Genomic DNA, 21,443 nt, shown 5'->3' with positions numbered 1-21,443 from the left:
GGCGTGGCAGCATCGGGGTGTGACTACTCCAGTTCCCGGTCATCAGGTTCCCGGCGTGCAGCCGGAAGACATCCCCGCCCAGCTGCCCGAGGGCAGCGTGCTGCTGGACGTCCGGGAGGACAACGAGTGGCAGGCCGGGCACGCGCCCGAGGCCGTGCACCTGCCGATGAGCGAGCTCGTGGAACGGCTCGACGAGATCCCGGAGGCCGACCAGGTCTACGTGATCTGCCGGTCCGGCGGCCGGTCGGCGAAGGTCACCGCGTACCTCAACGCCAACGGCTGGGACGCGGTGAACGTCGAGCGCGGCATGAACGGCTGGTCGGCGATCGGCCGGCCGATGGTGTCCGACGACGGTGAGCCGTTCGTGCTGTGACCCCAGGACCTCCGCGCCCGACCCGGTGGGTCGCCACTCCGCCCGGCGGCCCACCGCGCCCGAAGCAGCGCAAGCAGCCACGCCGCTACAGCGGTCCGCCCGCCTACCCGGCGGTGCCGCGCTGGGGCTTCCCGATGCTGGCGTGGCGCTGGCCGCTCGCGCTGCCCGCGCGCCAGCACGTCAACGCCGAGGTGCGCGCGGAAGCCACGACCGGAACCGCGCTCGTGACGCTGTGGATCACCGCAGGCGTGGCCGGGCTGGCGACCCTGGCCGAGGGCTGGCGGTACGTCCTGCTGCTGTTGAGCAGGGACGGGGCGCTGGCGCGCACGCCGCTGGCGATCTCCGACGCGCTGGTCAGCACGACCGGGTTCCTGCTGTGGGTGCTGGGCGCGCTGAGCGGGGTGCTGGTCGTGCTGTGGGGCCTGCGGGCCCGCGCTGCGGCCGCGGAGCGCATAGGAGTGCGCAACGCCCGTCCGGACTGGCAGGTGGTCGTCGGCGTGCTGGTGCCGGGGCTGAACCTGTTCGTGCCCGGCTCGGCGGTCGCCGAGCTGGAGCACTCGGTGCTGGTCGCCGAGGGCGCCCGCGAACGCGGCGCGCGGCCGTTCCCGACGCTGCGCGTCCGGCTGTGGTGGGCGGTGTGGGTGGCGACGCTGCTGGTCGGCTGGTTCACGATCCTCTGGGGCTTCCGCGACACCGTCCAGGCGCTCGCCGACGGTGTCGTCCTGCACACCCTGAGCAACGCGCTCGTCACGCTGCTGGCGGTGCTCACCGCGCGGCTGATCAAGTACGTGATGACCCTGCTGGTCGAGCCGGACCCGACCGAGCTCCAGCGCTTCCAGGTCCGCGCGGTGCGCGCGACCCCGCCGCCCCCGCGCGCCGCGCGCCCGGCTTCCGCGCCGCGCTGACAGCGCCGATCGGCACCCCGATGCTCCCGGCCGGTGAGCGCTTTCGGGCGCTGCAGCACCAGAAAGCGCTGACGGTCGCTGACCAGGCGGGACGTCCTCGCTCGGCAGAACGACTCGCGCGTTGCGTCACAGATCCCGGAACTCGATCGGAGCGGTCCGGATAATCGGCGTCGTGTGGCAGCCGACTCCCGACGTCGTCGCGCACCGGGGAGCTTCGGCGCACCGCGCCGAGCACACCCGCGGCGCTTACGAACTGGCCCTCGAACAGGGCGCCGACGCTCTCGAGTGCGACATCCGGGTGAGCCGCGACGGCCACCTGGTGTGCGTGCACGACCGGCGCATCGACCGGACCTCCAGCGGCCGCGGCGTGGTCAGCGAGCTGACCCTCGCCGGGATGTCCGGTGTGGACTTCGGCAGCTGGCACCGCGAACTGCCGGGCACCGCCGACGAACTGGTGGACTGGGCCCGCCCCGATCCGGAGCGCGGCGTGCTGACCCTGGACGAGCTCCTCGGCCTCGTCCGCGATCACCCGCAGCCGGTGCGGTTGTTCGTCGAGACCAAGCACCCGGTGCGCTACGGCGGGCTGGTGGAGCACAAGCTCGTCGCGCTGCTCGCGCGCCACGGCCTGGCCGCGCCCGCCGACCCGGAGCAGTCGCCGGTGCTGATGATGTCGTTCTCCCAGGCCGCCGTCCGCCGGTTCCGCGCCGCGGCGCCGCGGGTGCCGACGGTGCTGCTCTTCGACCGGTTCCGCAGCGCGTGGCGCAACGGCGTGCTGCCGCCGTGGGCCGACATCGCCGGCCCCGGGATCCGGCTGCTGCGCGAGGATCCCGGTTTCGTCGCCCGCGCCGCCGCGCTCGGCCGCGACACCTACTGCTGGACGGTCGACGATCAGGCCGACATCGATCTCTGCCAGCGCGCCGGCGTGCGGTACCTGGCCACCAACTCGCCCGCCTCGACCCGCTCCCACCTGGATGATTCGGACAGCTCCCGGTTCGGTAGCGTCACGGCGACGTAACCGCGAGCGAGGGGATCTGCAGTGTCGAAGCGAACCGCGCCCAAGCCCGAGGCGGACACCGGGATCAAGCCGCGCCAGCCCTGCCCGTGCGGTTCCGGCAAGCGCTACAAGGCTTGCCACGGCGCCGCCGGTGGTGCCGCCGACGTGATCGTGACCAGGCCCTTCGAGGGGCTGGCTGCGGAGTGCGAGCTGATCGCGCTGCGCGAGTTCGTGCCGTCGGCGACGGCGAAGCTGCCGCTGCGCGGCGACGGCGAGATCACCCTGGCGACGGTGCTGCCGATGGCCGCCGCCGGACTGCGCCGCAACGACGACAAGTCGTTCATCGGGCTCCAGGTGCAGACCCACTCCGGGGACATCAGCCGCGACCTGGCCCGCGCCGTGGAATGGGTGCAGGGCGCTGAGCTGGGCGAATCGCTGTCGGTCGTCGGGCCGGAGACCGCCGAGGCCGGTGCCGTGCCGACCCGGCTGCAGGACCTGCTGGACCCGGAGGCGAAGCTCGACGTCGAGGTGCACGAGGACTTCGCCTGGTGGCTGCCGGGCGACGTCGAGCCGACCGGCGAGGTGGCGCTGTCGCTGGAACGTGCGAACGCGGCGATCATGCCCACCGATCGGCTGACCGCCGAAGGTGTGGAATCGGCGTACTGGGTGGATGCGGGCGAGAAGGCGCACCTGCGCTGGGTCCGCCCGGAGCCGGAGGAGAAGCTGGTCGCCGCGCTGGCCCGCCTGTCCGCCCGCGGTGAGCTCGCGCTCGACGACGACAGCCGCTACGCGGGCTCCTTCCGCGCCCACGGCCTCCTGGTGCCGGTGTGGGACCTGGACCGCGAGAAGCACGCCCGCGAGTGGGACGAGCCGGCCGCGCGCCTGGGCCGCCGGCTGGAGGAGGCGCTGGCGTCCCTGGACGACAAGCCGCTCGACGCGGCGGAGCGCCGGGCCCGGGACGGCCTCCGAGGCCGCCAGGTCACCATCCGCTGAATCGTGGATCACCCCGTCGACAGCCGCGGCCGTCGGCGGGGTGATGCCGTTTCGGCGCCTGGTCGCATCGCGCGGGCTTTCGGGCACCCGGCCCGCGGATCGCTGCGCCGATTGGGTGATCGCGGTATTGGTGGGGGCAACCCCGGGGTGCGCTGCGGCGTGTTCTCCACGGCGATACCCGAAGTGGACGGGGGTGGACCGGGTGACCGCGCACCTGCCGGCAGTGCCGACCGCCGAGGTGGCCGGCACTTCTTGTCAGCGGCAGGCGCGCCGGGGGGACATGGCGGCGACGGAAGACGACTTCGCGGAATTCGTCCGGGTGGCACTGCCCGGGCTGATGCGGTACGGCCACGCGCTGACCGGCAACCCGCACGACGCCGCGGACCTGGTGCAGGCGGTGCTGGAGAAGGTCGGCGCCCGCTGGGCCAAGGTCAACCGCAACTGCGCGGACCCGACGGCCTACGTCCGCAAGGCGATGGCGAACACGCACGTCAGCCGCTGGCGCCGCACCCGGCGCGAAACCCTGCTCGCCGACTTCCCGGACATGCCCGCGTACGCGCAGCCGGACCGGTTGGAGAACGAGCCGCTGTGGCAGGCGCTGCGAAGCCTCCCGCCGCGGCAACGCGCCGTGGTCGTGCTGCGTTACTACGAAGGCCTCTCCGAAGCGGAGATCGCCGAGAGCCTCGGCGTGAGCTGCGGAACGGTGAAGAGCCAGGCGAGCAAGGCGATGGCGACGCTGCGCAAGCGCCTCGGATCGCTGGAAGGAGGTGACGTGTGATGGATCTCGAGGACGAGCTCGGCCGCATCCTCCGGGACGAGCGCCTGGACATCCCGGTGCGCACCGGAGCGGAGTGGTCGGTGGTCGCGGGCGCACGTCGCCGCCGCCAGCGCAACAACATGCTGGCCGCGTCCGGAAGCGCGCTCGCGGCGCTGATGCTGGTCGGCGGCGGCGTGGTGCTGGTCAACCACCAGCCCGAACGGCCGCTGCCACCGGCAGCTCCTCCGGTGGTGAACTCGACCCCGATCCCGACCTCGACCAGCGCGGACCTGCCTGCCGTGCCGCCTCCGCACCACCCTCCGGTCCAACCGCCGCAGCCCCCGTACCGCCCCCGGCTCCCGCAGACCTCCGAAGAACCCCCGGAAATCCTGAGCACCCAAACCACGGCCCCGGCCCCGACGACGTCGAAGCCCACCCAAACCACCCAACCGAACCCGACGTCCTCGGCGAACAACCCGACCACCCAGCCCCCGGCCCAGTGACGCGGGCGCGCTGAATCCCTTGTCGCGGCGCTGGTAACCGGCCGCAGCCGAAGCAGGTTCGGAAGGCGAACTCCGATGGCACCGGGCCGCCCATCAGCGAGGTGCCCAGGTCTCCGCGGTTCCGTCCGGGAGAAGCCGGAAATTCCCGGGCACCTCGCGCCGGGGTGGGCGCTGCTGCCGGTCAGACGGAGCCGCCGGCGGCCTTGGGGGCGGTTGCGTCCGCTCCTTCGTCGCCGACCGTTTCGCGGGCCAGGAAGGTCTCCACGTCGAAGAGGTTGCCCTTGGCCCGGTCGACCACGTTGAGCAGGGTCGACATCTGCGAGACCTCTTCGACCTGCTCCTTGAGGAACCACTGCATGAACTGCTCGCCGAGGTAGTTGCCCTCCTCGCGAGCCGTCTTGGCCAGCGTCTCGATCTCGCGGGTGACCTCGCGCTCCTGCTCCAGGGCGAGCGCGACGAGCTCGCGGGTCTCGTTGAAGTCGTTGCGGACCTGCTCGATCGCCGGGATGACCGGCTTGATGTCGTTGTCCATCAGGTACTGGACGATCATCATCGCGTGGTTGCGCTCCTCCAGCGCCTGCCGGTAGAAGTGCCCGGCCAGCTGCGGGAGGTCGTTGTCGTCGAACCACACGGCGACGGCGATGTACTGCTGCGAGGCGGTGAACTCGTTGCGGATCTGCTCCTGCAGCAGGTGCTCGAACTTGGATTCCTTGTGCTGAATTTTCTTCGCGGTGGCGGTCATGCCAATCAATATACTCTGGAATCAATCCAGATTCATTCCAGGGAAGCCTAAGTGAATTGCGGTTAGCCTAACGTTCGCACAATTAACGAAGGCAACCCTGGGTAAGTTCAGGCAAGCCAACCCTGACCTGTTTTCGCTGGTAGATGGCTCAGTGTAGGGGTTCTGAGTTGGAGTTGCGCATGTCACCACCAATTCGAGTGATCATCTTTCGGCAAAAGGCGCCTCCGGTTGACTCATTCGCGGGGAGGCGCCTTCGCCGACTACCCGATCAGGTGATCGCGGGGAGTGGGGCGCGCGTGATCGGGCAGGACATGCAACGCGGTCCGCCGCGGCCGGAACCGAGTTCCGAACCCGATATCCGCAGCACCTCGATGCCCGCTTCCTCCAGTCGGGCGTTGGTCTCCGCGTTCCGCTCGTAGGCGACCACCACGCCGGGCGCCAGGGCGAGGGTGTTGTTGCCGTCCTCCCACTGCTCGCGCTCCGCCGTCACCGGGTCCAGGCCGGTGTCGATCACCCGCAGGTGGTCGATCTCCATCGCTTCCGCCGCCGCCGTCAGGAACGGCGTCGGGCCGGACACCTTCAGCTCGTCGCCCGCCGGGCGCAGCGTGTAGGCGCGCAGCGAGTGCTGGATGGCCGGGTACATCACCACCGCGTCGCGGTCGACCATCGTGCAGACCGTGTCCAGGTGCATCGACGCGCGGGCCTGCTCGATCGGCACCGCCAGCACGGTGTGCGCCAGGTCGTCGGCGAAGACCGAGCGCGCGAAGGACTCCGCGCCGGCCGGTGTGGTGCGCTCGCCGACGCCGATCGCCACCACTCCCGGCGCGAGCAGCAGCACGTCGCCGCCCTCGACGGGGGCGGAGTGCGCGCCGTACGCGCGGGCCGAGTGCGAGAAGCGCGGGTGGTAGGCGTAGATCAGGTCGGTGAGGGCCGATTCGCGGCGCCGCGCGGGCATCGCGAGGGCGGCGATGGCGACCCGGTCGCCCACCCACACCGACGAGTCGCGGGTGAACAGCAGGTTCGGCAGCGGCTCGATGGCGAAGTCGTGCGGCTGGTGCATGCGGCGGACCAGCGACTGCCCCTCGGCCGCGGGCAGCTCCTCGAAGGTCATGCCCGCGATGAGGATCTCGGCCAGCGCGGCCTCGTCCACAGTGGACAGGTGGGAGCGCAGGGTGTCGGCGATGTCGGAGCCCAGCCTGAGCTCGTCGACGCCGCTGAGCACGGCCGCCGCCCGCGCCCGCGAGTCCTGCAGCGCGTCGGTGAGGACGTCGCGCAGTAGCAGCACTTCAACGCCTCGGCCGCGCAGGACCTCGGCGAAGGCGTCGTGCTCCTCCTGCGCGCGATCGACCCACGGGATCGCGTCGAACAGGAGCTGGTCGTTGTTGCGCGGGGTGAGCCGCTTCAGCTCCGTGCCCGGCCGGTGCAGCAGCACCGCGTGCAGCGGCCCGACCTCGCTCTGGACGTGTGGTTCGGTCACGATTCGCAGCGTAGCCACGACGATGCAAAACATCTGCACCCGGCGCGTTTTTCGATGGATCGTTAATCAAAACACCGTTGCGACCATCAGAACGTTGCGAAGAACGCCCGGATCGAAGACCCCGCTCCGGAGCTCCCCCAGTGGGTGTCCGCGCAATTTCAATTGAAATCACACCGCTGATTTCAATTGAAATTGCACTCCTACGGCAGCCAGGTGACGTTCCCGCGGAGGGCTGCGTAGCCGACGAAGGCGACCACGTCGATCAGGGCGTGGCCCACGATCAGCGGCCACAGGCGGTTGGAGCGCTGCCAGATCCGCCCGTAGACCAGCCCCATCACGACGTTGCCGACGAATCCGCCGATGCCCTGGTACAGGTGGTAGCTGCCGCGCAGCACCGCCGCGAACCACAGCGCCCGGTTCTCCGACCAGCCCAGCTGCCGCAGCCGGGTCAGCAGGTAGGCCACCACCAGGACCTCTTCGGCGAAGGAGTTGCCGAAGGCGGCCAGCGTCAGGACCGGCGCCCGCCACCACGCCGCGTCGAGCGTGGACGGCTGCACGGTCAGGCTGAGGCCGAGCGCGTGCGCGGTCAGGTAGAGCCCGAGACCGGGAATGCCGATCAGCGCCGCGAGCCCCACGCCGCGGACGAAGTCGCTGCCCGGGCGGGTGCGGTCGAGGCCGACCCGCCACAGCGCGATCCCGCCGCGCCACAGCAGGTACGCGCCCAGCGCGCCCCAGGCGATCAGCCGGGCCACGTTCGTCAGCTGCTGGAGCATGTCGAGCAGCCCCAGGTCGGCGCGCGGGACGTTGATCGCGGCGTGCTGGTCGGCAAGCGGCTCCGGGCGCAGCAGCGCGTCGAGCAGGGACAGCAGGCTCTGCAGGCCGGACATCCCGAGCGTCACGGCGAACACCACGACCAGCTCGATGGTGATCGCCTTGCGCTCCCGGCGGTCGGTGACGACGGCGGGGTCGCCGGGGCGGGCGGGGGCCAACCAGGCGCGCATGGTGCTCACGCGACGAACCTACCCGGGCCGGTGACGGCCCCCGTCCGGTCTGGCAAAACCGGGAAACCCGAGCCGGAACTGCCCGCGCGGCGGTGGCGTCGGATCGGTGACGGCCCGGCGGAGGTGGGCATGGACGTGTTCGTGTGGGGTTCGGCCGACACCGGACGCGCGGTGCGCGTGCTGCAGGCGGTGCGCGGCTTCGACGCGCTCGACGGACCGGTGGGCGCGGCCGACCTGTTCGGCGTGCGCGACGGAGTCCTGGTGGAGCTGCGGCACAGCGATCCGGGCGGGCTGCAGGTGCGGTTCGTCGACGGGACCAGACCCGGGCGGGCGGCGGTCGTCGCGCGCTCGTTCCTGTGGATGATCACCCGGCGCGGCGGCGTCGACGAGGCGCTGCTGGTGGGCCCCGGGGAGACGCGCCTGCGGTTCCGCAGCGGCCGGATCCAGCACCTCGAACCCCTGGACTCCGAGGCCGTCCAGGACGACTGACGGTGCTTGAGCAGGCGCAACGGATCGAGCCGAGGCCGATCTCCCCTTCTTGAAGCGGCGATGCCGCTCGGCCCACCCTCGCAACCGGCATCGCCGCGGGTTCTCAGCGCTCCTCTGGCGGGGACGCCGCGCACCGGTCACACGAGTCAGGGCGCCCGCGATCCAGGCGCTGATCCGCCACCCGCACCGCCGGGCAGAACGAGTTCGCCGGACGGGATCTCAGGCGGAGCGCTGCTGGGCGAGGAACGGGCAGCCGACCAGGCGGCGCAGCTCCGTGCCGAGGTTCTCGGTGGTCGTCACCGGGCGGGAGAAGGCCAGCCGGACGTCGTGGTCGCCGTCGGTCGACTCCACGCGCAGGCGCAGGCCGTGCTTGTCCAGGCCGAGCGGGCGGATGTGGCCGCCGCGCAGCTTCTCCGGCAGGTGCCTGCCGAGCAGGCCGACGACGTCCCGGTGCGAGAGCTCCAGGTGGCGCAGCCAGGAGTCCTCGTGCATGCAGAACGGGTCGGGCTCAGCGGCCTGGAAGTCGGCAGGCTCCACCGAGCTGGTGCCCTCCGAGTCGGCCAGCACCAGCGACGCCGACTCCAGCTTCAGCACGGTCGCGCCGTGCCCGGCGTCCAGCAGTCTCGGGTCGGGGCGCTCTTCGGCGACCGCGAGCACCTCGGCGCGGGCGTCGTCGCCCTGCAGCAGGCTCATCCAGCCGGTCAGCCACAGCAGGCCGCGCACCGGTTCGCGGAGCCGGACGGGCGTCGGGTCCGCGACCTCCAGCACCGCGGCGAGTTCGCTGCGCGGGGCTTGCCAGGCGGTGGAGATCAGCGGGTGGTCGTCGGCGAGCAGCACGGTGGCGGAGCCGTCCGCGTGCACGTGGTGCAGCAGCGGTGCGACGCGCACCGCTGTTTCGCCGGACGGCAGCAGCGCCGCCCGGCCACCGCGCTTGGCGATGCTCCTGGCCCGCTCCGCCGGGCTCGGCGTGGCAGGTCTCCGGGTCCTCGTCTCGCTCACCGCTCACCTCCAACTTAGGCAAGCCTAACTTATCTCCGCGGGGTCTGGAAGTGCTCCGCTCGGGGGAACCTCGCCCCGAGCCGCTCCCGCGCACATGCTCTTAGTACCAGCTGGAAGGCCGCAGCGGGAGGCGATCTCGCGCAGTGGGGGAAGGGTGCCGTCAGCCGCTGTCGGTGCTGGGTGGATGATGAGGTCTGAACCAGGCGAGGGAGGAGCCCATGACCCCGCCAGACGTCCGTTTATCGGGCACCTTTGTTCACTGGCTGATACGGCATTAGCGTGTCAGCCGTGTCAAGCGCTGTTGAGCTTCGCGCGCCCGGTCCGCGCGGCATCCCGCCACTGTTCGCCCGCCTGGTCGACGACGCCTCGTTGTTCCCGCCGGGAGCGCCGGCCGTCCCGCAGGTGGTGGCCGACCACCTCGAAGCGCGCGGCGGCGCCCTCACCGGACTGCTCGGGCCGATCCTGTGCCAGGCCTCGCGGCTCGCCGAGCTGATCACCGAGCTGGCCAAGGCCAAGCCGAGCGCGCCGGTGCCGCTGTCGCTGGTGTGCGACACCGGGCTCGGCGGCGTGCCCAAGGCGCTGTCGATCATCGAGGGCCGCCAGGAGCTGCTGGCGCTGCGGATGGTGGAGATGCCGGCGCCGTCGGACGTCGACGACATCTGGCTGGAGCGGGTGTCGGAGTTCGTGCCCGAGGACATCATCCGGGTCGTCGAGCCGCGGCGCGGCGGCGACGGCTGGCTGGACGGCATCCGCCGGGTCGCCGAGCACGGTTGCTGGCCGAAGCTGCGCTGCGGTGGGCAGACCGCCGAATCGGTGCCCTCGGTCGACGTGGTCACCGACTTCCTGGCCGTGGCCGCCAGCCTCGACGTGCCGTTCAAGGCCACCACCGGGCTGCACACCGCGGTGCGCGGCACCGACCCGGAAACCGGGTTCACCAACCACGGCTTCCTGAACCTGCTGGTCGCAGCCGCGCGTTCGCTGTCGGGCAAGGACGTGCGGGAAGCTCTGGCCAGCACCGACGGCGCCGCGCTGGCCGAGGAGGCCAAGGCGCTGTCCGACGACGCGGCGAACGCCGTCCGCGACGTCTTCGCCTCCTACGGGGCACGATCGTTGAAGGACCCGGTCGTCGAGCTCGAAGGATTGGGACTGCTTTGACCTGGATCGAGGATCCGGAGTTCGCCCCGGACCAGCCGTTCGGGCCGCAGACGCTGCCCTACGGGGTGCTGGTGACCGGCAGCGGTCCGGTCGTCGCGGTGCGGGTCGGCAGGCATGCGCTGCCGCTGCGCGGCGTCGCCGAGGCGCTCGGACCTCGACTCGCCGAGCTGGTCTCGGCCGATTCCCTCGATCCGCTGCTGGCGGCCGGGCGGGAGCGCTGGCAGGAGCTGCGCGAGCGGCTCACCGAGATCGTGTCGGCCGACCGCGCGCCTGCTGGTGCGCGCCTGGTGCGCACCGACTGGCACACCCTGGTGCTGCCGTTCGCGGTCGCCGACTACGTCGACTTCTTCTCCTCGCGGCACCACGTGGAGAACGTCAACCGGATCCTGCGCCGGACGGCCGCGCCGGTGCCGGAGAACTGGACGCACATGCCGGTCGGCTACCACGGCCGCGCGGGCACGGTGTACGTCTCGGGCACCGACGTCCACCGGCCGAGCGGGCAGCGCAAGGCGGCCGGTGACCTGCACCCGGCGTTCGGGCCGACCCGGCGGCTGGACTTCGAGGCCGAGGTCGGGTTCGTCTGCGGCGGGGAGGCCGCCACCCGGGTGCCGACCGCGGACTTCGCCGAGCACGTGTTCGGCGTGGTGCTGGTCAACGACTGGTCGGCGCGGGACGTCCAGGCCTGGGAGTCCGAACCGCTGGGGCCGTTCCTGGCCAAGTCCTTCGCCACCTCGATGGCCGGCTGGATCACCCCGCTGGCGGCCTTCGAGGACGCCCGCATCCCGCTGCCGGAGCCGGACCACGTGCTGCAGTCCTACCTGCTGGAGGCCGAGCCCTGGGGACTCGACCTGCAGCTGGAGGTGCGCTGCAACGAGACGGTGCTGTCCCGGCCGCGCTTCGAGCACATGTCGTGGTCGCCCGCGCAGCAGCTGGCGCACCTGACCGTCAACGGTGCCCCGGTGCGCCCCGGCGACCTGTTCGCGTCGGGCACCGTGTCCGGGCCGCAGCGCGAGCAGCGCGGCTGCCTGCTGGAGCTGACCTGGGGCGGCGCCGAGCCGATCACGCTGCAGGACGGCGAGCAGCGCACCTTCCTCCAGGACGGGGACCGCGTGACGCTGCGCGGGACCGCGCCCGGGCCCGGTGGAACGGTGATCGGGCTCGGTGAGGTGACCGGCACTGTGCTGGCCGCTGCTCGGAGGTGACGCGATGGCCCCACCAACCACCCCGGAACCGATCCGCACCCCGCTCGGCGGGCCCCGCGACTCCCAGCCCGTGGCGAAGGAGAGCTCGCTGACGCTGGAGCGCGGGCTGAGCCTGCTGCAGGCGGTGGCCGAGTCGGAGAGCGAAGCGCCGACGATCAGCGACCTGGCGGCGACCGTGGGCGTCAGCCGCGCGGCCGTGTACCGGTTGCTCGGGCCGCTGCAGAGCCGCGGCCTGGTGCGCCGCGAGGGTTCGAAGGTGCGGTTGGGCCTCGGCGTGCTGTGGCTCGCCGGGCGGGTGCTGCCGCAGCTGCGCGTGGCGTCGCTGCCCGCGCTGCGGGCGTTGGCGGAGCGCGTCGGTTCGACGGTGCACCTGACCGTCGCCGACGGCAGCGAGGCGCAGGCCGTGGCGGTGGTGGAGCCGTCGTGGACCAGCTACCACGTGTCGTACCGGGTGGGCAGTCGTCATCCGGTGCAGCGCGGCGCGGCCGGGCGCGCGGTGGACCTCCCGCCGGGCGGGCCGCGGTGGATCGCCAGCAGCGGCGATCTGCAGGCGGGCGCGTTCGCCGTGGCGGCGCCCGTGCGCGGGGTGCCCGGCCTGCGCGCCAGCGTCGGCGTGGTGGCGCTGCAGCCGCTGGTGCCGGAGGAGATCGGCCCGCTGGTGCTGGAAACGGCGGAATCGGTGGCCGAGGCCCTGCGCTGAGGCCCGCTCCGGACGAATTTTTCCGCGCGGCTTCTCCGGTGCGGCGTTCTCCCAGTTCGACGCGGGTTTCCGCGCGCTCGAAAAAGCAATTCTCCGCTGTCATTCGACGAATTGTTTCCGCAGGTCAGAGAGTTATGTGAACAACTTGTTCATGTTTGCTCGGCCGGGGATCGGCGGGGCAGGATGAATCCGTCGTCGAGCGCTCGACATCCCGAACGAATTCATCGAGAGGACGTAATGACGCCCTTGTGCCAACCGGAGTCCTGCCCAACCGCACCTCATGGGACCGTGACGCGACCCAGCCGCAAGGAACCGCGCAACGCGAGATCCGTCCATGCGCAACCACCACTGAAGAACGCGGAGAGGCGGGACAGCGAGGCGGACCGCGCATGACCATCCTGATCACCGGAGCTACCGGCAACGTCGGCAGCCGCGTCGTGCGCCGGCTGGCGGACGCGGGTGAGCCGGTGCGGGCGCTGACCCGCAACCCGCGGGCCGCGTTCCCCGCCGGGGTGGCGGCGGTGCGCGGTGACCTCGCACGACCGGACAGCCTGACCGAGGCGTTCCGGGGCGTCGAGCGGCTGTTCCTGTTCCCGGTGCCGGAGACCGCGCGGGAGGTGGTGGCCGCCGCGGAGCGGGCCGGTGTGCAGCGCGTCGTGGTGCTGTCGTCGGGCGCGGTCACCGGCGGTTTCGACACCCACTTCCACCTGCCCGTGGAGCAGGCGGTGGAGGCCTCCGGGATGGCGTGGACGCACGTGCGGCCCGGCGAGTTCGCGCTGAACAAGCTGTGGATGTGGGGACCGTCGATCCGCGCCGAGGGCGTCGTGCGGGACCCGAACCCGGACGCCGTGGCCTGGTACCCGACGCACGAGCAGGACATCGCCGACGTGGCGGTGACGGCGTTGCTGGCCGACGGGCACTCCGGCCGCGCCTACGACGTCAACGGCCCCGACCTGCTCACCCACCGCGAGCAGATCGAGCTCATCGCGGAAGCCGTCGGCCGGGAGATCCGCATCGCGGAGGTCACGCCGCACGAGGCCCGGGAGTTCTACCGCGCTCAGGGCGGTTTCGCCGCGGAGAACGCCGACTTCCTGCTGGGTTTCGAGGACTACTCCGGAGCGGAAGCCGACCCCTCGGAGCTCGCTGACTTCGACAAGTCGGCGGTCCCGCCGATGCCGACCTCGGCGCCGATCACCGGCCGCGCCCGCGGCTTCGCGGAGTGGGCCAAGGACCACGCGGCCGACTTCGCGCGTGCGATCTAGGCCGCTCGGGGGTATTCCGAGCCCCTCGGGCGCCTGTGCGGGCGGCCGGGTCCCTTCCGAGTGCTTTGGAGGCCCACGGATGACACGGCAGATGACCACCGAAATGCAGCAGTGCATCGACATGTGCCACAAGTGCCACGACATGTGCGAGCGGATGCTGTCGCACTGCATGGAGAAGCGCAGCGACGAGGCCATGCAGATGAGCATGGTGATGATCTCGTGCGCGGACATGTGCCGGATGTGCGCGGACATGATGATGCGCTGTTCGAGCATGGCGAAGGCCAGCGCGGACATGGTGCAGATGTGCGTGCGGATGTGCGGCATGTGCGCCGACATGTGCGACATGACCGCCGAGATGTGCCGCCGCATGGAATCGCGGGAGATGGCGGAGCTGGCGGACATGATGAACCAGTGCGCCTCGATGTGCCGCCAGATGTCCCCGCAGGCGATGCAGTCGGCGTGAAACCGTTCCTCCCGGGTCGCGTTCGCCAACGCGGCCCGGGAGGTTCATTCGCCGCCGTCGCCGTCGCCGCCGCCTGAAGTGGAGGGGCTGGGAATCGCACTGGTGAGCGCGCTGGTGGCGCGGAGGAGGCTGGGCGGGACATCCCCGAACGACTTGGACTTCAAGACGGTCCAAACGCTGAGCCCGCGCCGCATCTCGCTGTTGAGCCCGTCGGCGTTGGCGAGCTGGGTCAGGACGAAGGTGCGCCCGTCGAAAGGGCGATGACCTGCGATGGCGGCGTGCAGTTCGGCGAGCAGCGCCTCCCGCGCGCCGGGGTGCGGGAAGTAGCGGTCGGGTTTCCTCCGGGATTCGGGTGGCGCGTGAGCCAGCAGGCCGCGGGCGAGCAGCGCGGACCGGTGCTGGTTCAGCGCGTCCGAGCTGCGATGGCGTACCCAGCTGGTCACAGTGACCGGCTTGGGCTTGGCGGCTTGCCGTCGTACGAGCCCGTTCAGCACCTCCTCGGCCCAGGCGAGTCCGGTGCTTCCGGAGTCGAGCAGCTCGATCTTGCCGGACCCGATGAGCACCGCGCGGCTGAAGAGCCGGCGTTCCTTGTGCCAGATCCGGATCTTGCCGCGCAGCAGGAGTTCACCGAGCTCGGCCGCCGCGCAGCCGAAGCTCGTCGCGGGCTCGTACCTGACCTCTCCGGTTTCCCGCTGGGACAGCAGGACGAACTCCTCTGGCAGGGAAAGCGGTATGGGCACATCCACGCGGCTCAGTTTCGCAGCTCGTCTCGGTGCGCGTGCTCGCTCAGCGGAAATCGCTGCCCTTTCAGGCAACACCGGTGATCGCTCCGGGGAGTTCGGAGCCGGTGCCGGTGGAGCCGTCGAAGATGCCCATGCGCTGGAACTCCGGCCAGAGGTCGGACCAGGGCGCGCGCGGGCCGCTGGCCAGCCAGATCGTCGTGCCCTCGTAGTAGGTGTCCACCGCGAGGCCCGTGTCCACCGTGGTCATCGGGCGGACTTCGCGGAAGTGCTGCAGCAGGTGGTCGCGGGTGCCGCCGACGTAGAGCACCTGGCCGCCGCTCGGCCGGCTCAGGTGCCAGAATCCCCGGCTCCCGCTGTGCACTTCGGTGATCCCGATCGCCGGGCCGTAGTGGTGCAGCGCGCTCGCCGACCAGTAGTCGTGCGTGATGACCTCGGTGCCCGGCGGGGTGCTGCGGTGCGCGTCGGCGACCGCGGCGGTCAGCTCGGGCCAGCCGATGCTGCCCCGGGCGAACACGTCGTGCTTCGGGATCATCGACATCGGCAGGATCGGGAGCGCAGCGATCGCTATGACGGCGGAGGCGGTGTAGGCGGTCCCGACGATCCAGCCGCGGGTCGGGCGGTGCTCCCGCTCGACCGCCGCCACGGCGTAGAGCAGCCCGAACAGCCCGGCGACGTAGTACGGCCGCCCGCCGACGGCGGCGAACGCCAGCGCGATGCCGATCGCGGCCCAGCCCAGGTAGCGGTACGGGCTCAGGTGCGGGGCGCGCAGCAGTCGCCAGGTGCCGAAGCAGACCGCCGCGGCGCCGACGAGCCCGGCGCAAGCCACGGCGAGCGGGAGGGTCAGCCAGCCGGTGGAGTTCTCGGAAGCGACCGTGGCGGGCATCTGCAGCTGCGGCCAGCCGTTGGCGTGCTGCCAGAGCAGCGTGGGCGTGAGGGTGAGCGCGCAGAGGGTCGCGCCGCACCAGAGCAGCGGGCGCCGCAGCAGTTCCCGCGGGCCGGTCAGCAGCGCGGCGATCCCGACGCCGAGCCACAGGACCGGGATCAGGAACTTGACCTGCAGCGCGACCGCGGTGACCGCTCCGGCCCAGAGCAGCAGCCGGTCGTCGCGCAGCCGGGTCCACCGCACCAGCAGCCAGCTGGCGGTCGTCCACAGGACCGGATCGATCGACCAGGTGGTGAGCATGTGCCCGGCGCTGGCGAACTGCGCGGTGACCGCCCAGGTCCCGGCCGCCGCGATCTGCGCCCGGCGGCCGCCGCCGAGCTCGCGCGCGATCAGCGCGGTGACCACGACGCCCGCCGCCATGACGAGCGCGGCCGGAAAGCGCAGCGCGACGAGCGAACCGGGAACCATGTTGTCCAAAGTGGACGCTATGAGCGGTATCAGCGGCGGTTGGTCGGCGTAGCCCCAGGATGGGTGGTGCCCGGCGGCGATGAAGTAGAGCTCGTCGGCGAAGTACCCGTAGCGCGGGCTGACCAGCACCAGCACCGCGGCCACCGCCGAGGCGATCAGCAGCACCGGTCGCCAGGTCATCGGGTGCAGCGCGGAATCGGGTTTCCGCGGAACGGTTCTCGCGAGCGCGGTGGTCATGTCCGGGCCCCTTTCCGGGCGTGCGAGGTCAGCACCTGAATTCGTCGAATTCAGGCGTGCGGATGCGTTTTCGGAGCGCTATCGAATTGTGGTGGCCAATTCCCCGATGGCTTCGGGGTCGCAGTCGCGGTACGCCGCGTAGTACGCGGCCATCCACTCGCGCCCGGGCGGGCCGTCGGGCCGGTCGTCGAGCAGCCAGGCTGCGGCGATCCCGTATGCGTCGAAGAAGTCCTGGCCGGGACACGTCATCTGGCGAGGCAGGACCAGGTACGACGCCATCAGCTCGCGTTCGCGGTCGGGATCCGCGAGCCGACCGGTGAGGGTGATGGGGTGCTGGTAGGTGTTCAGGCCTTCGTCCGCCGGGCTGCCGCTTCCGGTGCGCAGTTCGGTCGGGGCGCCGGGTATCCCGTCGAGCTTGCGCAACATCGGCTGCGTCAAGGCGGCGACCTCGGCCAGCGCGGGTTGCTGGTACTCCGGGACGCACACCTTCGGCGTGCTGGTCGTGCACACCGGTTGCGCGCCCGCCGAGTCGATGGCCACGTGCTGGTCGTGCGACAACCCGGAGAAGTGCGCCGACACGGCGATGACCAGCCCCGCGGGCAGCAGGGCGAGCCATCGTCGCCGCGCCACCGCGGCGATGAGCAGGGCGACCGCGATGGCGCTGAACAACACGGCCTGCAACGCGCTCGAGAAAGCGGTGAACATGCTGGAATTCGCGATGTCGTTCGGGCCGAGCGCTACGCCGATCGCCGAAGACCAGCTGGGGACCTCGATGTAGACGATCAGGGTGAACGTCAGCAGCGGCGTCGCCGCGGTGATCAGCGGCCACCGCACCGACCGGCCCAGCAACGCGCCGAAGGCCACCATCGCGCCGAAGATCGGCACGTTCGCCAGCATCGTCAGGAGCCACCGACCACTCGTCGGCGCGGCGGTCGGGATGACGAAGAACGCCGCGACCGCGATCGCGATCACCATGCCGAGCACCGAGATCAGGGTGAGCGCCAGCCAGGACGCGAGGAAGGGCTGCCACCCCGGCCGCGTCGTGGTGGTCAGCAGTTCCGCGGTGCCCCGGCGGTGCTCCCGGTTCGCCGCCCACGTGCCGGCGGCGGCCATCAGCGGGCCCACGTAGAGCACGCTGAACCGCAGTGCCGTGGTGAGCGCGTTCCAGTTGCCCGCCCACCACGGCTGCAGGAACACCAGCACGGTGAAACCGGCCGCCACCACCAGCGCGAACGGTGCGCCCTTGCGCAGCTCGCGCAGCAGCGCCCGGATCACGCCGCGCGCTTCCGGTTCGCGCGCAGCACTGGGCGGACCGGACGCGGTCGAGGAGTGCTGATCGGCATCATTTCCAGGCCCTTTCTGGGTGTGCGGCGGCGGTCGACCGCGCGTGGTCCGGGTGCGCTGTGCCCGTCCGACCAGGACGGCGTCGCGATTTCGTTGTGCGATCAGGCGTTCGCGGTGGCTGGGACCAGCAAGCGCATCGCCTCGCCGTCGCAGTTCGCCTTGGCCGCGAAGTAGGCGGCGATCCATTCGCGGTCGGGGGCTCTTCCGTCGAGGAGCTGTTGTGCTCGCGGGATGTCGCCGAGCAGCCAGTGCTGGGCGGCCTCCGCGACGGACGCGTACTCGCCGTGCACTGTCGGCGTGCAGTCGGCGTAGTGCCGTCCATCCGGTTCCAGGGACAGCAGCAGGTGCGCCAGCGCTACGCGATTGCGTTGCGGATCCACCAGTCGCCCGGTCAACGTCGAGTCGAACGTCCAGGCCGGTCCGTCGTCCGATCGGTGGGAGAACCGCACTGCTGTCGGAGCCGAGGCGATTCCGTCGAGCCGCACCAGCATCGGCTGCACCAGACCGGCGAGCTCGTCGAGCACCGGCTCCTGGTAGCGCGGTACGCAGACGGGCGGGCCGGTCGTGGTGCACACCTGCTGGACGGCCGCCGGGTCGTCGCGCATGTGCTCGTCGTAGGGCATCGAGGCCAGCTGCACCGACATCGCGATGGCCAGCGCCATCGGCGGCAGGGCGAGCCACCGCCGACGTGCCGCGCCGATGGCGAGGAGAGCCACCGCGATGGCGGCGTACCACGCAGCTTGCAGCGCGCTGGATAGGCCGGTGAACGTCGCGTAGTCGCTCGCCGGGCCGGCGTTCATCGTCAGGGACACCGGTGCGGACCAGTCCCGCCGAGAGGCGAAGAGGATGCCCAGGAACGTCAGCACCGGGGTCAGCGCGACGATCAACCGCCACCGCACCAACCGGCCCAGCGCCATCCCGAACGCGACCAGCGCCCCGTAAGCAGGAACGCAGAGGAACAGCTCGGGGACCCACAGCTCGTCGCTCGCGGTGATCGGTTGCACGAAGATCGCTGCGACTGCGCAGGTCAGCACCAGCCCGAGCAGCGCAGCCGCGGTCAGCGCCGCCCAGGCCACCACGTGCGGCCGCCAGGTCGACCGGGATGTGGTGGCCAGCAGATCGCGGGTGCCGCGGCGGAGGTCCCGGCCTGCGGTCCAGGCACCGGCCGTCGCCATCAGCGGGCCCGCGTAGAGCATGCCGAACCGCATGGACTGGGCGACGGCGTTCCAGCTGAGCGCCCCCCAGGGCTGCACGAGCAGCAGCGTGGTGAGCGCGGCGAGGACGGCCGGCGACAGCAGCACCGCGGCGCGGAACTCCCGGCGCAGTGCCCGGATCACGCCGCGCTCTTCCGGTTCGCGCGCAGCACCGCGTGGTAGCGCTCCTCCAGGTTTCCGCTGCCCAGCTCGTCCGGTGCGCCCCGGAAGAGCGGCCGCCCGGATTCCAGGACCCAGATCTGGTCGCAGGCACCGGCATCGCCCATCACGTGCGTGCTCAGCACCACGCAGCTGGTTTCGCCGAGCTCGCGGAGGAGTTCGCGGAGCTCCACCTGCTGCTCGGGATCCAGTCCGGCGGTCGGTTCGTCGAGCAGCAGCAGTTCCGGGTCGTTGACGATGGCCTGCGCGATGCCGACCCGCCTGCGCATGCCGCCGGAGAGCTTCTTGAGCTTCTCGTCGGCGCGGTCGGCCAGCCCGACGCGGGTCAGCGCCCGGTCCACCGCGAGCGGCAGCTCGGCGGCCGGGACCTCCTTCAACCAGGCGAAGTGCTCGACGAACTCGCGCGCGGTGAACCGCGGGTAGTAGCCGAACTCCTGCGGCAGGTACCCGAGCCGGCGGCGGATCTCGCGCAGGTCGGTGCGGCCCAGCAGCCGGATCGAGCCGCTGGTCGGCGTGACCAGCGTGGCCAGCGCCCGCAGCAGCGTCGACTTCCCGGCGCCGTTGGGGCCGAGCAGGCCGAGCACGCCGTCGTCGAGGTCGGCGCTGATCCCGCTCAGCGCGGTCCGGCGGCCGAATCGGACGGTCAGGTCGCGGATCTCGGTGGGGGGCAAGTCAACTCCCGAAGTTCGAGTGCAGTCGGGTGCGGCGCAGGTAGAGCACGGTGGCGGAGGCGGCCATCAGCGCGGACCACAGCAGCGGCAGCGGCCGGTCGACCAGCACCGGGACCTGTTCGTTGAACAGCGGCCCGCCGACGAGCACCCACCAGGTCGCGGTCACCGCGACCGCGACGATCTCCAGCCGGAACAGCGAACCGAGCGCCAGCGTGAGCGCGGTCAGCCCCAGGCAGGGCAGCAGCCAGGTCGTGACCGACGCGCGCCCGGTGATCGCGCCGACCAGCGCGGCTGCCGGGACGGTCGTCAGCAGGACGGACATGGTGCGCCAGAGGACCAGCCGCAACCCGCCGAACGGCGTGACCGCGGTGATCTCGTGAGCCGGGTCGCCGAACGGCCCGAAGCACAGCGCGACGCCGAGCACCGGCAGGACGGGCGCGAACAGCAGCAGCGCGGAGCCGTGCTGCGACCACCAGCTGTCTTCGGGGGTGATCTGGTCGAGCCCGATGGCGCACGCCAGCACCAAGAGCACGGCGAACAGCCACGCGCCGCGCACGGCGGGCGCGGAGTTGAGCAGCACCCGGATCCGCCGCCACCGGCCGGGCCGGGGCCATTGCGGCGGCAGCGGGGTGAGCGCGGCCCGCACCTGCTCCAGCAGCGGATCGCCCGCTGCCGCCTCGTTGATCAGCTGCCGGCACGGGGCGCAGCCGAGCGCGTGGTCCTCGATGGCGTCGGCTTCGGCGGCCTGACCGGCGGCGTAGGCACGCAGGGCGGACGCGGGGAAGTGCTCGTGCGTCATGCGAGTGCCTCCTTCAGCATGCGGCGGGCTTTGCGCATTCGGGTCTTGACCGTGCCTTCGGGTATGCCGAGCAGCGCCGACGTCTCCCGGACCGTGCGCCCGTCGAGCGCGGTGGCCTGCAGGACCGCGCGCAGCTCCGGGGACAGCAGCCGGATCGCGGCGGCCAGCTCCGGGGCGAGCGTCCGGTCCATCACCTCGGACTCGGCGGAGTCCGCGACGAGCGCCGACTCGGCCGGTTCGCCGGACGACCGGACGCGGGCGCCGCGGCGGCGGTGCGCGTCGATCAGCCGCCGGGACGCGATGGTCCACAGCCAGGCGGCGGCGTTGCCCCGCGAGTCGAACGACCGCGCTGAGCGCCACGCCAGCAGGAAGCAGTCCTGCAGCACCTCGGCGGCCAGCCCGGGATCGTCGCAGCGGCGCCGCAGCCGCGCCGCGAGCCACCCGGCGTTGCGCTGGTAGAGCGCGTCGAACGCGGCCCGGTCGCCGCGGGCCACGGCCCGCAGCAGCTCCTCGTCGCTCTGTTCCTCCCGCACGCCCGGTCAGACGCAGGAGAACGTGAAACGGTTTTCCGCGCTCATCCGCACGACCGCCCGGGCGCCTGACCGCCTGGTTCGGCGACCACGACGACGTCGGTGCGCGCCAATCGCCTCGCCGTGCGGCGGTGCCCGCCCGGGAGCGCGCGCAGTCCGCGCGGCGGCGGTGCGGTGGTCCGGCGGCGCGATCTCATCAGCAGCGCGATCACCGCGGCGAGCACGCCGGCGGCGACTACCGGTGTTCGCATGGCAGGTCCTCTCCGTTCGGGTCCACCGGGTAGTACGCACCGCGGGCGGATCCGGTTTTCGCCGGAACATCTTTCCCGTCACCCGATGCGGCTGGTAAGAAGTAATCCGGCCGGTGAGGATGAATCCGC

24 protein-coding genes are annotated in these 21,443 nt (G+C 71.7%); 12 read left to right on the top strand and 12 right to left on the bottom strand.

The window, feature by feature from the left end:
* Nucleotides 1-19 precede the first annotated feature (19 nt).
* From C4T78_RS21910 to C4T78_RS21885, 6 genes are all read left to right on the top strand, one after another.
* A complete protein-coding gene (locus C4T78_RS21910) occupies nt 20-373 on the top strand; it encodes a rhodanese-like domain-containing protein (RefSeq protein ID WP_374703893.1) in 354 nt (117 codons plus the stop codon).
* The gene (locus tag C4T78_RS21905; protein WP_093351013.1) at nt 370-1,278 is read left to right on the top strand and encodes a DUF4328 domain-containing protein; all 909 of its coding nucleotides are present in this window, start codon (nt 370-372) and stop codon (nt 1,276-1,278) included. The genes C4T78_RS21910 and C4T78_RS21905 overlap by 4 nt, the downstream gene beginning before the upstream one ends.
* 172 nt (nt 1,279-1,450) lie before the next feature.
* Nucleotides 1,451-2,293, top strand: a complete 843-nt coding sequence (locus C4T78_RS21900) for a glycerophosphodiester phosphodiesterase (protein WP_177247535.1) — start codon at nt 1,451-1,453, stop codon at nt 2,291-2,293.
* Nucleotides 2,294-2,314: 21 nt separating this feature from the next.
* Nucleotides 2,315-3,265 (top strand): DUF5926 family protein, encoded by a 951-nt coding sequence (locus C4T78_RS21895; RefSeq protein WP_093150447.1) that lies wholly within the window; start codon nt 2,315-2,317, stop codon nt 3,263-3,265.
* Nucleotides 3,266-3,467: 202 nt separating this feature from the next.
* Nucleotides 3,468-4,043 carry a SigE family RNA polymerase sigma factor gene (locus C4T78_RS21890; RefSeq protein ID WP_374703892.1) on the top strand — a complete coding sequence of 192 codons (576 nt, stop codon included), beginning with the start codon at nt 3,468-3,470 and terminating at the stop codon, nt 4,041-4,043.
* Complete coding sequence (locus tag C4T78_RS21885) at nt 4,043-4,525, top strand: hypothetical protein (RefSeq protein ID WP_093351016.1); 483 nt, start codon at nt 4,043-4,045, stop codon at nt 4,523-4,525. The genes C4T78_RS21890 and C4T78_RS21885 overlap by 1 nt, the downstream gene beginning before the upstream one ends.
* 181 nt (nt 4,526-4,706) lie before the next feature.
* Here the strand turns inward: C4T78_RS21885 and C4T78_RS21880 are convergent, their stop codons facing one another.
* The 3 genes from C4T78_RS21880 to C4T78_RS21870 form a co-directional block, all read right to left on the bottom strand.
* Nucleotides 4,707-5,267 (bottom strand): ferritin, encoded by a 561-nt coding sequence (locus C4T78_RS21880; protein WP_093351019.1) that lies wholly within the window; start codon nt 5,265-5,267, stop codon nt 4,707-4,709.
* Between the two features lie 268 nt (nt 5,268-5,535).
* Entirely contained in the window at nt 5,536-6,744 is a 1,209-nt protein-coding gene (locus C4T78_RS21875; protein WP_235863453.1) for an arginine deiminase, read from the bottom strand.
* A gap of 200 nt (nt 6,745-6,944) precedes the next feature.
* Nucleotides 6,945-7,745, bottom strand: coding sequence for a CPBP family intramembrane glutamic endopeptidase (locus C4T78_RS21870; protein ID WP_093351227.1), 801 nt, complete (start codon nt 7,743-7,745; stop codon nt 6,945-6,947).
* A gap of 129 nt (nt 7,746-7,874) precedes the next feature.
* On the opposite strand from C4T78_RS21870, the gene C4T78_RS21865 reads away from it, so the two are divergent.
* Nucleotides 7,875-8,234, top strand: a complete 360-nt coding sequence (locus C4T78_RS21865; RefSeq protein ID WP_235863454.1) for a hypothetical protein — start codon at nt 7,875-7,877, stop codon at nt 8,232-8,234.
* A 219-nt stretch (nt 8,235-8,453) separates the two neighbouring features.
* Here the strand turns inward: C4T78_RS21865 and C4T78_RS21860 are convergent, their stop codons facing one another.
* A complete protein-coding gene (locus C4T78_RS21860) occupies nt 8,454-9,233 on the bottom strand; it encodes a DUF2470 domain-containing protein (protein WP_093351022.1) in 780 nt (259 codons plus the stop codon).
* 288 nt (nt 9,234-9,521) lie between these two features.
* Between C4T78_RS21860 and C4T78_RS21855 the strand changes: the two genes are divergently transcribed.
* The 5 genes from C4T78_RS21855 to C4T78_RS21835 all read left to right on the top strand — a co-directional run bounded on the left by C4T78_RS21855 (nt 9,522) and on the right by C4T78_RS21835 (nt 14,015).
* On the top strand, nt 9,522-10,388 hold the full coding sequence (locus C4T78_RS21855) for a hypothetical protein (protein ID WP_177241938.1): 867 nt from the start codon (nt 9,522-9,524) through the stop codon (nt 10,386-10,388).
* On the top strand, nt 10,385-11,590 hold the full coding sequence (locus C4T78_RS21850) for a fumarylacetoacetate hydrolase family protein (protein WP_093351025.1): 1,206 nt from the start codon (nt 10,385-10,387) through the stop codon (nt 11,588-11,590). The genes C4T78_RS21855 and C4T78_RS21850 overlap by 4 nt, the downstream gene beginning before the upstream one ends.
* 4 nt (nt 11,591-11,594) lie before the next feature.
* Entirely contained in the window at nt 11,595-12,290 is a 696-nt protein-coding gene (locus C4T78_RS21845) for an IclR family transcriptional regulator (RefSeq protein ID WP_093351027.1), read from the top strand.
* Between the two features lie 389 nt (nt 12,291-12,679).
* Entirely contained in the window at nt 12,680-13,552 is an 873-nt protein-coding gene (locus tag C4T78_RS21840) for an NAD(P)H-binding protein (protein ID WP_093351030.1), read from the top strand.
* 91 nt (nt 13,553-13,643) lie between these two features.
* On the top strand, nt 13,644-14,015 hold the full coding sequence (locus C4T78_RS21835; RefSeq protein ID WP_103908148.1) for a four-helix bundle copper-binding protein: 372 nt from the start codon (nt 13,644-13,646) through the stop codon (nt 14,013-14,015).
* Between the two features lie 44 nt (nt 14,016-14,059).
* On the opposite strand, the gene C4T78_RS21830 is transcribed toward C4T78_RS21835, so the two are convergent.
* From C4T78_RS21830 to C4T78_RS21795, 8 genes are all read right to left on the bottom strand, one after another.
* Nucleotides 14,060-14,761, bottom strand: a complete 702-nt coding sequence (locus C4T78_RS21830) for a GOLPH3/VPS74 family protein (protein ID WP_177247536.1) — start codon at nt 14,759-14,761, stop codon at nt 14,060-14,062.
* Nucleotides 14,762-14,822: 61 nt separating this feature from the next.
* Nucleotides 14,823-16,346 (bottom strand): glycosyltransferase family 39 protein, encoded by a 1,524-nt coding sequence (locus tag C4T78_RS21825; protein WP_093351037.1) that lies wholly within the window; start codon nt 16,344-16,346, stop codon nt 14,823-14,825.
* A 78-nt stretch (nt 16,347-16,424) separates the two neighbouring features.
* Nucleotides 16,425-17,621: an ABC transporter permease gene (locus tag C4T78_RS21820; protein WP_093351040.1), complete on the bottom strand. Its 1,197-nt coding sequence runs from the start codon at nt 17,619-17,621 to the stop codon at nt 16,425-16,427.
* A 170-nt stretch (nt 17,622-17,791) separates the two neighbouring features.
* Nucleotides 17,792-19,027 carry a hypothetical protein gene (locus tag C4T78_RS21815; RefSeq protein ID WP_093351042.1) on the bottom strand — a complete coding sequence of 412 codons (1,236 nt, stop codon included), beginning with the start codon at nt 19,025-19,027 and terminating at the stop codon, nt 17,792-17,794.
* Complete coding sequence (locus tag C4T78_RS21810) at nt 19,024-19,734, bottom strand: ABC transporter ATP-binding protein (RefSeq protein ID WP_218161561.1); 711 nt, start codon at nt 19,732-19,734, stop codon at nt 19,024-19,026. Before C4T78_RS21810 ends, C4T78_RS21815 begins: the two co-directional genes overlap by 4 nt.
* A gap of 1 nt (nt 19,735) precedes the next feature.
* A complete protein-coding gene (locus C4T78_RS21805; RefSeq protein ID WP_093351045.1) occupies nt 19,736-20,533 on the bottom strand; it encodes a hypothetical protein in 798 nt (265 codons plus the stop codon).
* A complete protein-coding gene (locus C4T78_RS21800; protein WP_218161562.1) occupies nt 20,530-21,066 on the bottom strand; it encodes an RNA polymerase sigma factor in 537 nt (178 codons plus the stop codon). The genes C4T78_RS21805 and C4T78_RS21800 overlap by 4 nt, the downstream gene beginning before the upstream one ends.
* A 41-nt stretch (nt 21,067-21,107) precedes the next feature.
* A complete protein-coding gene (locus C4T78_RS21795; protein ID WP_093351047.1) occupies nt 21,108-21,314 on the bottom strand; it encodes a hypothetical protein in 207 nt (68 codons plus the stop codon).
* Nucleotides 21,315-21,443 lie beyond the last annotated feature (129 nt).

This window comes from Saccharopolyspora kobensis (assembly GCF_900108315.1).
Lineage (GTDB): Bacteria > Actinomycetota > Actinomycetes > Mycobacteriales > Pseudonocardiaceae > Saccharopolyspora > Saccharopolyspora kobensis.
This window is presented reverse-complemented; position numbering and strand designations above follow the sequence as displayed.

What these genes read in the sequence shown, in the direction of transcription:
- C4T78_RS21885 (WP_093351016.1), top strand. Translation starts at nt 4,043, where the DNA reads ATGGATCTCGAGGACGAGCTCGGCCGCATCCTCCGGGACGAGCGCCTG.
- C4T78_RS21805 (WP_093351045.1), bottom strand. Translation starts at nt 20,533, where the DNA reads ATGACGCACGAGCACTTCCCCGCGTCCGCCCTGCGTGCCTACGCCGCC.
- C4T78_RS21835 (WP_103908148.1), top strand. Translation starts at nt 13,644, where the DNA reads ATGACCACCGAAATGCAGCAGTGCATCGACATGTGCCACAAGTGCCAC.
- C4T78_RS21825 (WP_093351037.1), bottom strand. Translation starts at nt 16,346, where the DNA reads ATGACCACCGCGCTCGCGAGAACCGTTCCGCGGAAACCCGATTCCGCG.
- C4T78_RS21880 (WP_093351019.1), bottom strand. Translation starts at nt 5,267, where the DNA reads ATGACCGCCACCGCGAAGAAAATTCAGCACAAGGAATCCAAGTTCGAG.
- C4T78_RS21795 (WP_093351047.1), bottom strand. Translation starts at nt 21,314, where the DNA reads ATGCGAACACCGGTAGTCGCCGCCGGCGTGCTCGCCGCGGTGATCGCG.
- C4T78_RS21845 (WP_093351027.1), top strand. Translation starts at nt 11,595, where the DNA reads ATGGCCCCACCAACCACCCCGGAACCGATCCGCACCCCGCTCGGCGGG.
- C4T78_RS21840 (WP_093351030.1), top strand. Translation starts at nt 12,680, where the DNA reads ATGACCATCCTGATCACCGGAGCTACCGGCAACGTCGGCAGCCGCGTC.
- C4T78_RS21870 (WP_093351227.1), bottom strand. Translation starts at nt 7,745, where the DNA reads ATGCGCGCCTGGTTGGCCCCCGCCCGCCCCGGCGACCCCGCCGTCGTC.
- C4T78_RS21865 (WP_235863454.1), top strand. Translation starts at nt 7,875, where the DNA reads ATGGACGTGTTCGTGTGGGGTTCGGCCGACACCGGACGCGCGGTGCGC.